Here is a 14488-nt window from a genome sequence, read left to right on the forward strand (position 1 = left end):
TACTATCACCATTTCCACCCACTAATCGGTAAACATATCTCGATTAAGGTTATATTTACTCATTTTATCGTAGAGGGTTTTGCGCGCGATTTGCAACGTTGCCATGGTGTCTTTAATACTGCCATGATTAAGTTCTAAGGCTTCTTCAATTAAAGACTGCTCATAAAAGCTGACCTTTTCTACAAGGCTTAAATCCAATGATAACGACGAGCCACTACTGCTTGAGTCACTCTGTGCAAAAGCCAGATCGGGGCCAAGTAATACCGCTCGTTCAGCCTGATTTCTTAATTCACGAACATTACCTGGCCAGTCGTGCGCAAGTAGGCGCTGTTGTAACTCAATATTAAGCGCACCCAAAGGTTTATGAAAACGAGTGGCCGCAATAGAGCTAAAATGCTTAAACAACAAAGGAATATCGGCTTTTCTGTCTCTTAATGCGGGAATACTGACTTTAACTAAACTCAATCGATAATATAAATCGGCTCTAAACTCACCTTTTTCTACCAACGAAAGTAAATCGACCTTGGTGGCCGCGACAATTCGAATATCAAGCTCGATGGCTTTATTTGCACCCACGGGGGTAACTTTTCGCTCTTCAAGCACCCGAAGTAATTTAACTTGTAGTGACAAGGGAGTGCTTTCAATTTCATCTAAAAAAACGGTGCCGCCTTGCGCAAACTCAAACTTGCCTTTGCGATCTTGTGTTGCGCCAGTATATGCACCACTAACAGCACCAAACAATTCGCTTTCTATTAGTTGCTCAGGCACCGCACCACAGTTAATAGCCACAAACTGACAGCTGGAACGGTTACTATGATCGTGTAAATAACGGGCAACCAATTCTTTACCTGTACCAGTTTCACCTTCAATTAATACATCTGCAGGTGTATCAATCACTGTATTGAGTAAGTTCATCATGTGCTGCATTTTAAGGGTCTCGCCTAAAATACGCACACCGGGTGCGGAGGTCTTTTCAACTGCACGCTTCAGAGCTCTGTTTTCCATAACTAAAGCACGTTTGTCTAAAGCTCTGGCAATGCAATCTAATAAATTTTCGTTCAGGGGTTTTTCAAATAAATCATACGCGCCTAATTGCATCGCTTTTACCGCCACAGACACATCGGCATAACCTGTTAAAAATATTACCGGAAGTTCACTGTCGAATGCTTTTACCTGCTCAATAAAAGTTAAACCATCCATAGTCGGCATATTTATATCACTGAGGACAACGCCATAAAAGTCGCGACTTAAACGGCTTAAAGCAATACTCGCATCACTAAAGCACTGCACCTCATACCCTTCGAGGGTTAAAAGCTGATTTAACGAATCACGGATCATCGCCTCATCATCAATAACAACCACTTGCTTACAAACAACGGCTTCAATCATTTTTTGGGGCCTCTATGCTTGATAAACTAATAATAAACTGTGCACCGCCTTGAGGGCGATTGTGTGCCGTTAAGTAACCATTAAATGAATCAATAATTTGCTTTGATATTGATAAGCCCAGCCCTAAGCCATTACTTGACTTGGTACTGTAAAAGGGTTCAAAAATAGAGCCCAGCACATGGTGTTCAATACCTGGACCAGTATCTAAAATAGAAAGCTTAACGCGCTCCTCAAAACACTCCACATCGAAACTTAGCTCCCGTTTAGGCTCACCTTTCATTGCTTGAGACGCATTGGTGATCACATTAACCAGTACTTGTTCAAATTTTAATGCATCAACCCACACTGTGATCTCTTGCGAAAACTGCGGTGCACTAACGTTTACATCATCTTGCTTAAGTTGCGGGTGGGTGATCATCAACGCATTGTTTAATAACGCCGACAGTGGATGTGGTCGCAATTGCATTGTCGCCGGCTTACTAAAGTGTTTAAGCTGCGCCACAATTTTATGCACCCGCTCTACCAAATTCTCAATAATAATTAAATTTTCACTTAATGCATTGAGTTTCCCTTTTTTGAGGAAAATTTTAGCGCTGGCCAAATAGGTGTTCATGGCGCTCAGTGGCTGGTTAATTTCATGATTAATACCCGCACTTAGTTGCCCTATTGTGGCTAATTTTGCCGACTGTACTAGTGCAGTTTGCGCTTTTTCAAGCGCTTGAGTGCGCTCTAATACTTCAAGTTCTAAACTGTGGCGCGAGTACAGTAATTTTTTATATCCGGCAAAGCGTGCCAATAAGCTATATCCGACAAAAATAAATACCCAATAAAACAACACCAGCCATAACAATCTGGGCACCTGTAATGCATTTATGCTTGAAATATCAACCAATACCGTCATCGTTGCATTTAGGTGTGTCAGTGGTCTTGAAGCGGCAACATATTCATCTTTAGCAATTTTAAATTGCTCAATGCCCTGACTTTTGTAGCGCTGCTGCTTTATTTGTAACGGTTGATGATCTAAGTAAGCACGGCGCTGTTTAATATCGCGACGTGTAGTAATATCAAGCTCTGTAAACGTGTTTAAACGCCATGCAGGCTCATCTGACATAGCAATAATTTTATCCGCAAGCTGCAAATAAAAATGACTGCCTTTTGAAGTATTTAATAACGAACGATCGTTTTCAAATTTAGCGACATTAATTTTTAGTGCCACAACGCCAATGGCTTTGCCATCTTGGTAAATAGCCTGCGAGAAGTATATTCCGCGTTCTTTCGAGCGTTGTCCAAGAGCAAAGTAGGCGACCTTCTCTCCGGCAAAAGCTTGTTTAAAGTAAGGTCTAAATGCAAAATTACTCCCTAAAAACGTATAGTCGGTTTGCCAGTTGCTACTGGCAATAACGTCGCCAAGGGGATCTAGTATGTATACATCTGAGGCACCGCTGGCTTGTTGAATATCAGCCAAGTAATTATTAATAGCATTAAAGTGTTGTGATTCATTATTAGTAAAACGAATCAATAAATTATTTTCTGTGAGGAGCTGAGGAATAGCTGCAAAGCGCGCGAGTTCATTATCAATATAATTATTTAATTGAATGACCTGTTGGTCAGCTTGAATTTTAGCTTGGCCTAAATCATAAGCGCGGCCAAATGAAAATGTAACCACCAACAACAGCACTAACAGAATACAAGCAAAAATAATTTTTTTAGGAATGGAGAACATAAACGCCTGTAACACCAAGGTGCTAATAATAACTAATAGCCACTATTGTATCGATTTATAGGCCTTTGCAGAAGAAACTTTTTGTTAACAAGTGTACTGAAACTAAAAAACCGTGAAACAAAAAATATTTCACGGTTCAATTCCCTGCAAAAGGGATGCTGTTTTAGCTTAGTCTACGCTTTTGCAAGCGCTGGTTTGTCTTTAAAGTACTTATACAAACCAATTAATGAGGCTGCGATCCAGAATATTTCAATCACAAAGCTCGCTAAGTTAAAGTTATAACAAAGACTGATAAGCAACAAAATAGCGCCGCTTAGATTCATTAAATTATACGTCAAACTTTTTGGCGATACTTTATTTAGTTGCAGTAAAAAAAACGAACCAACCACTAAAAAAGTGCCACTCATACCAACAATATCAAATAAAAGTGCAATCACACGTCTATCCTTTTCCATTTAAAACCCAACTGACTGGCCCAATCCATGGGGAGGGTTTTTTTCAATCATTGAAACAGCAAAACCAGCGAAGTTTACCAGTGAAAAAAAAGCACACAAGGGCTTATGTCCGCCTCTTAATAGTTCAGGTTAAATAGCTACTTTATTTAAAAGTGACTTTACCACCTATCATTTTATAAGCGGCAGTCCCTCTTATGATCGCCGGACGTGCAAAAGGTCGTTCGCAGCCAGGGCATACACATTCAGTATGAGTGTGATCTTGGGTTATTCGTTCTATAAAACATTTTACCAACGCCCCTTTGCCCCCTTTACGATATTTAAATAAAGGCGCTTTGCACGCAGAACAAAATATATCGACCGTTTTTGTAGGCCCTTTTTTATTGGGCTTAGCCATACTACCTCAATGGTTATTTTACGTTTACTAAGGCGTACATGCTATCACATGATAGAAAAGAAATTGATGGGAGTAAGCATTACTGATCAGAGTTATTATTGATTAGGTAATTATGTTAAAAAATATTGTGTTATTAAACTTTATTAGCTAAACGTGTTAATTGAGCCGACAGTACATTCATACAGAAAGGCTTTATAATAAACCCTGACACCTTTGAATTAATTATCTTTTTTACGGTCTCAGAGTTGTCTTCACAGGTCACCATAAGTACCGGAAGCTGAGCATGCTCAGTATCGTTTCTAATCGCATCAAGTAAGTTTAGACCATCCATTTTTGGCATATGTAAATCTGTTATAACCAAATCTATGAGTTGATTTTGCAGTATAGTTAATGCTTGCTGACCGTCGGTTGCTTCAACAATGTCTTTATAATCTAACTGCCTCAACATATTAATGAGCACATGGCGCATTAATGGCATGTCATCAACAACTAATACTCTCATATGAATGTTTAACCAAAGTAGGTGCAAACAAATTTTTATCAAACTGAATTAACAAAAACTGTTATAGGTAGTATCTACATTAGTTAACTATAGTTGTTGAAGCAAATAATCAGTTTTATTTACACTTTGCAAGTTTGATAATAGAGCATTTAAAAATTACCAAACGAAGCCTGAATAAGCTCAGCTAAGCATGCTGGGCTGAGTGTAATTTCAAGCCCTCGCTTACCTGCACTCACATAAATAGTATCAAAGTCTAATGCGCTTGAGTGTATGTAGGTTTTTAAGCGCTTTTTTTGTCCAAGCGGGCTAACGCCTCCCAAAATATACCCTGTACTTGCCTGTACTTTTTGCGGCTCTGCCAGCATTACTTTTTTAACTGCGCAGAGCCTAGCCAATTGCTTCAAATTAATCTGCTGAGTAACTGGCGTCACAGCAACAATTAGTTGTTGTTCTGAGGTTTCTAACACCAATGTTTTAAATACTTGAGCGCTATTAAGATTTAGCTTTTCAACTGCTTCAAGGCCGTAATTAGTATTGTTTACATCGTGCTCATAGCTAAGTACGTCAAATTTAATTCGGGATTTTTTTAGCTGTTCTATCGCTGGGGTCATCTGATAAAATCCTCAATAAATTTCTGCTAACTTACCATACTAAACAAAAAACGGCGCTTGAAGAAGCGCCGTTTTTACCTAAGTTCTGTTGACCCTAATAATTACTTAGTTAGGTCATCAAAAAACTTTTTAACACCATCAAAAAAGCCTTGCTCTTTTGGACGGTTCTTTGAGCTATCTTTGCCCATGCTTTCTTCAAGTTCAGTAAGCAGCTCGCGTTGACGCTCGTTAAGGTTCACTGGTGTCTCAATCACCACTTTACAAATTAAGTCACCTTGAGCACCACTGCGTACAGACTTAACACCTTTACCACGCATACGAAACATTTTACCCGTTTGTGTTTCTGACGGTATTTTAAGTTTCGCACGGCCATCTAATGTTGGCACTTCAATTTCACCGCCAAGGCCTGCTGTAGTAAAGCTAATAGGCACTTCACAGTATAAATTGTTCGCTTCACGAACAAATATCTTATGTTCACGAACCGACACTTGCACATACAAATCACCTGCTGGTGCGCCATGCATACCAGCTTCACCTTCGCCAGATAAACGAATACGGTCACCTGTATCAACACCTGCTGGAATTTTTACCGATAGTGTTTTGGTCTTCTCTACGCGGCCTTGACCATGACATTTGTTACAAGGATCTGAAATAATTTGACCCTGTCCATGACATGTTGGACATGTTTGTTGTACGGCAAAAAAACCTTGGCGCATTTGTATCTGGCCAGCTCCGTGACAGGTTGTACATGTTTTTGGTTTAGAGCCCGCTTTAGCCCCACTGCCATCACACGGATCACAACTTACCCAAGTCGGCACTTTAATTTCAACGTCTTTACCACGAACCGCTTCTTCTAAGCTTAAGTCCATGTTGTAACGTAAATCTGAACCACGTTGCTGGCGAGATTGACGTCGACCACCGCCGCCACCAAAAATATCACCAAATACGTCACCAAAAATATCACCAAAATCACCTTGGCCGCCGCCAAAGCCACCGTGACCACCGCCACCGCCTTGTTCGAAGGCAGCATGGCCGTATTGGTCATACATTTGACGCTTTTGCGAATCTGTTAGTATTTCGTAAGCTTCCTTTACTTCCTTAAACTTGGTTTCAAGGTCTTTATCACCGGCGGTACGATCTGGATGATATTTCATCGCTAAGCGTTTATACGCTTTTTTTATGTCTCGCTCACTCGCATCTTTGCTTACGCCGAGGACTTCGTAATAATCGCGTTTTGACATATCTATCACACTACTCTTTTCTATGTGCAGCGCTAGCTGCTGGACAAACCGATAAATCATATCGATTTATCATTGAATTTTTAAAGCACTTTACTTACATCTCTTACATACAAAAGGCGCGTTAAGCTTTAGCCTACGCGCCTCAGGTGTTCATCCTAACTTAAACACGCAATGTAGTCATGGTGTTTTCGGTTAGCGAGAAGCGTTAGTAACAATTACTTGTCGTCTTTAACTTCTTCGAACTCTGCATCAACAACATCGTCGTCTTGCTTAGCAGACTGTTGTTGCTCTGCACCGGCATCACCACCTGCTTGTTGTGCTTTAGCTTGGGCAATTTCCATTAGTTTTTGAGACTTTTCAGCAAGTGCTTGTGTTTTAGCTTCAATTTCTGCTTTGTCGTCGCTCTTAATTGCTCCTTCAAGGTCAACAACAGCCGCTTCAATTGCTTCTTTGACTTCGCTTGGTAGTGCATCACCCGCTTCTTCAATTTGTTTACGTGTACCGTGAACAAGTGCGTCAGCTTGGTTACGTGCAGCCACTAACTCTTCAAACTTTTTATCGTCTTCAGCATGTGCTTCTGCATCGCGAACCATTTTTTCAACTTCTTCATCACTTAAACCTGAAGACGCTTGAATGGTGATTTTTTGCTCTTTACCTGTGTCTTTATCTTTAGCAGATACATGTAAGATACCATCCGCATCCACATCGAATGTTACTTCGATTTGTGGTGTACCACGTTGTGCTGGGCGAATACCTTCTAGGTTAAATTGACCTAGAGATTTATTGTCGCTTGAACGTTTACGCTCACCTTGTAGCACATGAATGGTTACCGCAGATTGGTTATCTTCTGCTGTTGAGAATGTTTGCGATTTCTTAGTAGGAATCGTCGTGTTTTTCTCAATCAGTGCCGTCATTACTGAACCCATCGTCTCAATACCTAGAGATAATGGTGATACGTCTAGTAACAGTACGTCTTTCACGTCGCCTGCAAGTACACCACCTTGAATCGCTGCACCTACTGCAACTGCTTCATCAGGATTAACGTCTTTACGTGGCTCTTTACCGAAGAACTCTGCTACTGTTTTTTGAACAAGTGGCATACGAGTTTGACCACCCACTAGAATGATATCGTTGATATCGTTCACAGATAGGTCTGCATCAGCAAGTGCACGCTTAAGCGGTTCAATTGACTTAGTCACTAAGTCTTCAACTAATGACTCAAGCTTAGCACGTGTTAATTTCACGTTCATATGCTTAGGACCAGACGCATCAGCGGTTACATACGGAAGGTTTACTTCTGTAGATTGTGCTGATGAAAGCTCAATTTTTGCTTTCTCTGCTGCTTCTTTAACACGTTGCATAGCAAGTGGGTCAGTTTGTAAATCGATACCTTGATCTTTCTTAAATTCAGCTACTAGGTAGTTGATAACACGGTTATCGAAATCTTCTCCACCTAGGTGGGTGTCACCGTTAGTCGCTAGAACTTCAAATGTGTGCTCGCCTTCAACTTCATCAATTTCAATAATTGATAAATCGAAAGTACCACCACCTAAGTCATATACCGCTACTACGTTTTCGCCACGGTTTTTATCCATACCGTATGCAAGTGCAGCTGCCGTTGGCTCATTAATGATACGTTTAACTTCAAGACCCGCAATACGGCCAGCATCTTTGGTTGCTTGACGTTGTGAATCGTTAAAGTATGCCGGTACTGTGATTACCGCTTCAGTTACTTCTTCACCTAAGAAGTCTTCAGCTGTTTTCTTCATTTTTTTCAGTACTTCAGCAGAAATTTGTGGTGCAGCGCGTTTTTCGCCGCCCGCTTCAACCCATGCGTCGCCATTATCAGCTTTGATAATTTTGAAAGGCATGATGCCGATATCACGTTGTACTTCTTCGTCTTCAAAACGACGACCAATTAAACGCTTAATTGCGAACAATGTGTTTGTTGGGTTAGTTACCGCTTGACGTTTTGCAGGTTGACCTACTAAAGTCTCACCGTCTTGCGTGTAAGCAATAATAGACGGGGTTGTGCGATCGCCTTCCGCATTTTCAATAACACGTGCTTTGTCACCATCAAGTACTGCAACACAAGAGTTAGTAGTACCTAAATCGATTCCAATAATTCTACCCATGAATCTTCTCCAACTTCTAAATTCGTTAATACGTTCGATGACTAGTTAATAGGGATGCCACAAACTTAATTCAACTGTAAAAATGAAAAAAAATTCATTTTTTTTAATTTATTTACTAAATAACCCTAAAAAGAGTAAGGATTGCTCATTTTTTGTTATTTAAGAGGACCTTTATTGTCTGGTCTGATGAGTTTGTGTGTGATATAAATTTAGTAAATAACATCAAAAGGACATTATTTGTGCACTTTGAACAATTATTACAACTCGCCTCTCAAGTAAGTCAGGAAACAGGCCCAGAAACCAATACTATGCAGTTCCCTGCTAATTGGTGCCAAGGTCGAACCGCTTTTGGCGGACTTTCTGCGGCGCTTCTTTATCAAGCAATGCGCAATAACGTTGATTCATCAAGACGACTGCTTTCTTTAAGTACAAACTTTGTAGGCCCTTTGTTGGCTGAAAAGCCATTTTCTTTGTCGGTAGAAATATTACGTGAAGGGAAAAGTAGTACCCAAGTGCTAGCCAAAGCCATTCAAGATGACGCAGTATGCGTTATTGTACAGGCCTGTTTTGCTAAAAACCGTAATTCATCAATTAATGTACCGGTATCAAAGTCGCTAAGCTTACACCCTGTGAACGAACGTCACTGTTTAGGATTTGTACCTGGGCAAATGCCAGAGTTTTTCCAACATGTTGATTTATGCCCTCAACAAGGAGCCATGCCGTTTAGCAGTGCTGAAACCTCTCATTTAGGTGGTTGGATGCGCTTTAAACATACGCCAGAAGCAATTACAGAAGCCCATGTTATTGCACTTACTGACGCATGGCCGCCAACATTGCTGCAAATGTTTAAACAACCAGCACCGGCAAGTAGTATGTCGTGGTATTTAGAATTTGTACAAGCACCTAACTTAGTCCCGGGTGAATGGTTAGGCTTTGAAGCAATTACTCATCACTCAAAAGATGGCTACGGACTTGAAGATGGCTGTATTTGGTCGCAATCGGGCGAGCTTATTGCGCTCACCCGCCAAACCGTGGCTTTATTTGATTAACAATTAAAAACGAGTGAAGTCGCGCTGGGTATATTGTTTATCTAAATTAAGCATTATGGTGCGATATTCACCGCTTTGAATTATGTTAGCTAAGCCTTTGTCAAACTGCTGTCTCAGCAAATCATTATTAAAGTACGCAGGCCTTGCCGCAGATGGAAAAATAGCATGGATAACAAAATCTTTTGTGGCATTGGTTTTTTGATATTCCTTTAAGTAGTAAAGGAATATGCGTCTATCGAGAATAATCGTATCAACCCAGCCTGCCATTAAATGATGAATCTGCGCTTGTTGATTAAGTACTTCTTCGTACCCTCTCAAGTTCTCTAAGTTGTGGCCAAACTCTTTTGGTAAATAAGCGGGGGCGTTTTGAAATGCTAAAACGCTTTTAGTGGCCAAATCGTAAATCGTATTAATAGTGAAGTTACTCTTTTTAAGACTCACCACTACATTCTCATAACTGACAACAGATTGGCTTCGATATATGCCAGTAATTAAAATACCCGAATAATTTAATGCAATATCGACATGCCCTCGGTTCAATAAAGCATCGGCACGCTGATTTGACATATATTGCACATCAACCTTATTTATATTTTGGTTACTAAGTGCTGCTTTTACAATCTCGAGCTGAATACCTGAATCATTTTCACTTATTACATAAGGTGCAACTGTAGGGTTAGCAGCAATAGTAACTCGCTGCTGATTAATACCTTTAACAAATGCCAAGCTATCGCCACATAAGCACACTAAGGCTAATAAAAATACCACTTTCACACTATCACCTAATACGTTTTTATTTTCAGTTGTTGGGGTTACTTTTCTTATTATATTGTTAGTAATTTAGCCGCAGTGTTTGTATTTAGCTATTAATTATAGCAATATTTAAATTATTGAATTAACTATAAGCTAACATTTTGCAAACTGCCTGCCCAAGCTGTGATCTTATCATTGATATTCCCGACATTAATGCCAAACAGGTTGCGGTGTGTCCTCGCTGTAACCACAAAATTCGCGGTGTTAATGTTAACCATGATACCGAAATAGTCGCATTAAGCTTCAGCGCACTGCTGATGTTACTCAGCAGTATGTTTTATCCGTTTATTTCTTTTAGTAGCAACGGTATTACCCAAACAATTACCCTACCTGACGCTGCTCGCATTCTATTTAATTATGATAGTGACCTGCTCGGCCTGTTTATTGATATCAGCATTATTATTCTGCCTATGAGTTTGCTCATAATATTGATCCCTTTACATTTAGGGGTACTCAAAGCGCTGCCACAAGCGCTCGCCAGAAGGCTATTAAAGTTTACCTTAACCCTTGAGCCTTGGATCATGTCAGAAATCTTTTTGATTGGTGTTTTGGTCAGTATGGTTAAAATAATGTCATTAGCTGAGGTTAGTTTTGGTACCAGCTTTTTTGCCTATGTGGGATTTGTAATTTTTTATGTTAGTGCGTTAACACGGCTAAATCGTGCAAGGTTGTGGTCGCAGGTAAGCCCGGCAACTCGGCTTCAAAGTAGTGCAGGCGCAGAACGTGCAATAGACGATAATATAAAAGCCTGCCATGTTTGCCACCAATTGAGTGTTGATTTAACCTGCCCTCGTTGCCATAGTAAAACCTACTTAAGAAACCCCTACAGCGTTCAAAAAGCAGCAGCTTGGCTAGTTACCTCCGTAATTTGTTATATCCCCGCGAATTTACTGCCCATTATGTACACTATTAGCCTAGGGGATGAAACCCCTGCCACGCTTATTTCTGGTGTTATTACTTTATGGAATAGTGGCTCGTACCCAATTGCGCTGATTATCTTTTTTGCAAGTGTGGTGGTGCCATTAGCGAAAGCGCTCATTTTAAGTTTTTTATGTTTTATGGTTACAAAACCCGCCAACCTGCATACAAAAGGTTACACAAAAGTGTATCAACTTACTGAATTTATAGGAAAATGGTCTATGATTGATGTGTTTGTTGTGGCTATATTAGTTGCATTAGTGCAGCTAGGTAATTTGATGTCGATTATACCGGGTTTAGGCATCGTCTTTTTTACTGTTATGGTATTATGCCAAATGATGGCAGCACACGCATTTGACCCTCGTTTACTGTGGGATTCACCTAAAAATAAAAACGCAGAGAATAAAGCATGACTAAAACAGCCAACGTAGCACAAAAAACACGTATTTCTGCGATTTGGATTATTCCCGTGGTTGCCTTATTGGTAGGTATTTGGATGCTTTATCAATACCAATTAAATAAAGGTCAAACAATCTATATTTCTATGCCGCAAGCCGAGGGCATTGTTGCCGGTAAAACAGAAATTAAAGTACGTAGTGTTAAAATAGGACAAATTGATCATATACGCCTTTCCGACAGCCAAGACAGTGTTATTGCACGGGCACAAATAGATAAAAACTACGATAACTTGCTTACTGAAGATGCCCGTATTTGGGTGGTAAAACCTCGTATAGATGAAACAGGCATTAGTGGCATGAGCACTTTGCTCTCAGGCGTTTATTTAGAGTTTTCGCCAGGCGAAAGTAAACAACTAAAGAAGCAGTTTAAACTTCAAGAGGAACCCGCATTAATAGGCAAAGATGTTCAAGGTGGCCGTTTTAAGTTACTCAGTTACAATGCAGAAGTACTTGATGTCAGTACTGGCATATTTTTTAAAAACTATAAAATAGGCCAAATAGAAACCGCTACTTTTGATTGGAAAAACCAAGCAATGCAATACGGTATTTTTATTAAAGCCCCCTATGAGAACTTGATCACCTTAAACTCTATTTTTTGGGTTAACTCAGGTATAGAAATAGATCTTTCCGCAGATGGTATCAACATTAACACTGGTTCTTTAAGCAAATTATTGAAAGGGGGGATCTCTGTTGGTTTACCTGACCAGCAAGCTCCCGGCGATTTGGCAAAAGACGGTCATAGCTTTTCTTTAAGTCAAAGTTACAAACAAGCTCTAGAAGAACGCTTTTATGACTTTGATTATTACCTTATCGAATTTGAACAATCCATTCGTGGGTTACGTGTAGGTGCGCCAGTAGAATATCGCGGTACACGCATAGGTACTGTAGTTGAAGCTCCCGCGAACGTAATAATAGATGGCAAACCCGCTCACTTTCGTGCTAAAAACACCGCTGTCCCTGTATTGATCAAAGTCGAATATGGACGTTTATACCACAACAACGCCTTAGCTAAAGAGTATTGGAAATCAAGCATAATCGAGTGGATAAAAAATGGTATGAGGGCATCATTAAAGCCAGGGAATTTGTTAACCGGTGCAGTTTATGTTGATTTTGACTTTTATACCGACACCCCTAAAAGCGAACTTAAAAAGCTTGCTCAATATGATGTATTTCCTAGTGTATCGAGCGGTATAACCGTGCTTGCTGACCAAGTGTCTGATGTATTGAATAAAGTAAATAATTTAAAAATTGAAGACAGCTTGGCAAAAATGCAAACAACCTTTAGCGAGTATCAGGCATTGGCCAGTGAAATGCGCATATTATTAAGTAAACCTGATACCCAAAATTTACCCGGTGACTTTAATCGTAATCTCGAAAAAATAACCAAAAGCATGGAACAGTTTGAAATAACCATGCGTCAATTTGATAAAACAATGGCAAGCTACCAAGCAGGATCTCAAATGCACCACCAGCTTGAACAAACACTGCTACAAATTAAACGTTTATCTGAAGAATTCCAACCACTTACTCGTGGTTTAAACGAACAGCCTAACATGCTCATTTTTGATAAGTCACTGCCTAGTGACCCGCAACCGAGGAAACAATAATGAAAGCACTATTTTTACTTTTAACAAGTGTGCTCTTTATCAGTGGTTGTAGTTCGGCTATTCAAACTGCAACTCAATATTACCAGTTTGAGCAACCCATTAATGACTCTTCTCGTAATGTGCAAGATACACAGGCACAACTCAGAGTGCAAACAGTTACCTTAAGAGGGGCATTGAATAATCGGGGTATTGCGATGAAAGTAGATAGTAATCAAATTCATGCTGCTAATTATCATCTATGGGGGGAATCACCAGATGTTATGCTGAGTGCCAGCGCGCAGCAAACATTATTTAATACCATGACCAACTGGATGGTTATTAAAGGATTGCCGGTCATTACCGACCAACAGCAACAAACATTTTACGAATTAGAATACGAACTACACCACTTTAACGGTGATCTGCAAGGTAATGCAGATATTTCAGGGCTATGGCGTTTATACTACACTCACCCAGAATCAGGTAGACGTTTACTAAGCATCCATAATTTTTCATCTGTTATGCCAATCGATGATGATGGCTATGATTCATTGGTGGCGACTCTTGAAAAAATGTGGCAACAAATCAACATTCTTGCGGCAAAAGAAATTGAAAAAACAAGACTCAATCATAAATAAACACTTTGATGGTGGTTTTATCAGCATTGATGAATGCCTTGCCCACCTCAGTAAAACCTAGTTTATATAGTACATTTTGAGATCCTAAATTAGCCGTTGAAGTAATTGCGCATACATCTTTTATACCTAATTTATGTCTGTTATTTAAAAGTATTGTAGCTGCTTCAAAAATATAACCTTGTTTTTCAAAGCCGTCTTTTAACGCAAACCCTAAATCGGGATGTTGCATAGTCGCTCGCTGATAAAAACCAACAATACCAATAACTGTTTCATCATGAAGTGTGATTATATAAGGCCCAAAACCGTGTTCTTTGTGGGCAGATATAAAACTGTCTTTGATGTATTTTTTAGCGTCGTCTAAAGTATAAATACCTTTATCACCAATGTATTTAATAAAGTTGGCCTGATTAACTAACTTAAGTAACTCCGCCGCATCTGCTATTTGTGCGAAGCGTAAGAGTAAACGTTCAGTTCTAAAAGCAATAATCAAAATAACTCCTTGGAGTTCAATACTATAATTTAACGACATTAAAACAAAACCCAATCAACAATGACTGGGTTTTTTGGTTTTAGAGT

General features: G+C 39.7%; 14 protein-coding genes. 4 read left to right on the forward strand and 10 right to left on the reverse strand.

Annotation, left to right across the window (positions count from 1 at the left end):
• Positions 1-21: 21 nt before the first annotated feature.
• From AC0VZ5_RS16915 to dnaK, 8 genes are all read right to left on the reverse strand, one after another.
• Complete coding sequence (locus tag AC0VZ5_RS16915; protein WP_475475037.1) at positions 22-1389, reverse strand: sigma-54-dependent transcriptional regulator; 1368 nt, start codon at positions 1387-1389, stop codon at positions 22-24.
• Positions 1382-3112 (reverse strand): sensor histidine kinase, encoded by a 1731-nt coding sequence (locus AC0VZ5_RS16920; protein WP_475475038.1) that lies wholly within the window; start codon positions 3110-3112, stop codon positions 1382-1384. Before AC0VZ5_RS16920 ends, AC0VZ5_RS16915 begins: the two co-directional genes overlap by 8 nt.
• 173 nt (positions 3113-3285) lie before the next feature.
• Positions 3286-3549, reverse strand: a complete 264-nt coding sequence (locus AC0VZ5_RS16925) for a CBU_0592 family membrane protein (protein ID WP_010389010.1) — start codon at positions 3547-3549, stop codon at positions 3286-3288.
• Between the two features lie 160 nt (positions 3550-3709).
• A complete protein-coding gene (locus AC0VZ5_RS16930) occupies positions 3710-3961 on the reverse strand; it encodes a hypothetical protein (RefSeq protein WP_138607811.1) in 252 nt (83 codons plus the stop codon).
• A gap of 133 nt (positions 3962-4094) precedes the next feature.
• Positions 4095-4463 carry a response regulator gene (locus tag AC0VZ5_RS16935; protein WP_475475039.1) on the reverse strand — a complete coding sequence of 123 codons (369 nt, stop codon included), beginning with the start codon at positions 4461-4463 and terminating at the stop codon, positions 4095-4097.
• Positions 4464-4612: 149 nt separating this feature from the next.
• Entirely contained in the window at positions 4613-5074 is a 462-nt protein-coding gene (gene ybaK / locus AC0VZ5_RS16940; protein ID WP_475475040.1) for a Cys-tRNA(Pro) deacylase, read from the reverse strand.
• 101 nt (positions 5075-5175) lie between these two features.
• On the reverse strand, positions 5176-6315 hold the full coding sequence (dnaJ, locus tag AC0VZ5_RS16945) for a molecular chaperone DnaJ (protein ID WP_475475118.1): 1140 nt from the start codon (positions 6313-6315) through the stop codon (positions 5176-5178).
• A 215-nt stretch (positions 6316-6530) separates the two neighbouring features.
• Positions 6531-8450: a molecular chaperone DnaK gene (gene dnaK, locus AC0VZ5_RS16950; RefSeq protein WP_475475041.1), complete on the reverse strand. Its 1920-nt coding sequence runs from the start codon at positions 8448-8450 to the stop codon at positions 6531-6533.
• Between the two features lie 239 nt (positions 8451-8689).
• Between dnaK and AC0VZ5_RS16955 the strand changes: the two genes are divergently transcribed.
• Positions 8690-9499, forward strand: coding sequence for an acyl-CoA thioesterase (locus tag AC0VZ5_RS16955; protein WP_475475042.1), 810 nt, complete (start codon positions 8690-8692; stop codon positions 9497-9499).
• A 3-nt stretch (positions 9500-9502) separates the two neighbouring features.
• Here AC0VZ5_RS16955 and AC0VZ5_RS16960 read toward each other — a convergent pair whose 3' ends face one another.
• A complete protein-coding gene (locus tag AC0VZ5_RS16960; protein WP_010389019.1) occupies positions 9503-10273 on the reverse strand; it encodes a substrate-binding periplasmic protein in 771 nt (256 codons plus the stop codon).
• 140 nt (positions 10274-10413) lie between these two features.
• Here AC0VZ5_RS16960 and AC0VZ5_RS16965 point away from each other — a divergent pair, with 140 nt between their 5' ends.
• The 3 genes from AC0VZ5_RS16965 to AC0VZ5_RS16975 are packed head-to-tail and all read left to right on the forward strand — an operon-like array spanning position 10414 to position 13912.
• The gene (locus AC0VZ5_RS16965) at positions 10414-11643 is read left to right on the forward strand and encodes a PqiA/YebS family transporter subunit (RefSeq protein WP_475475043.1); all 1230 of its coding nucleotides are present in this window, start codon (positions 10414-10416) and stop codon (positions 11641-11643) included.
• Complete coding sequence (gene pqiB / locus AC0VZ5_RS16970) at positions 11640-13295, forward strand: intermembrane transport protein PqiB (RefSeq protein WP_475475044.1); 1656 nt, start codon at positions 11640-11642, stop codon at positions 13293-13295. The genes AC0VZ5_RS16965 and pqiB overlap by 4 nt, the downstream gene beginning before the upstream one ends.
• On the forward strand, positions 13295-13912 hold the full coding sequence (locus tag AC0VZ5_RS16975) for a PqiC family protein (RefSeq protein ID WP_010389022.1): 618 nt from the start codon (positions 13295-13297) through the stop codon (positions 13910-13912). Before pqiB ends, AC0VZ5_RS16975 begins: the two co-directional genes overlap by 1 nt.
• Here AC0VZ5_RS16975 and AC0VZ5_RS16980 read toward each other — a convergent pair.
• Complete coding sequence (locus AC0VZ5_RS16980) at positions 13899-14441, reverse strand: GNAT family N-acetyltransferase (RefSeq protein ID WP_475475045.1); 543 nt, start codon at positions 14439-14441, stop codon at positions 13899-13901. The genes AC0VZ5_RS16975 and AC0VZ5_RS16980 overlap by 14 nt on opposite strands.
• Between the last annotated feature and the right edge of the window lie 47 nt (positions 14442-14488).

It is taken from the genome of Pseudoalteromonas sp. QJM3NY_12, assembly GCF_056173165.1.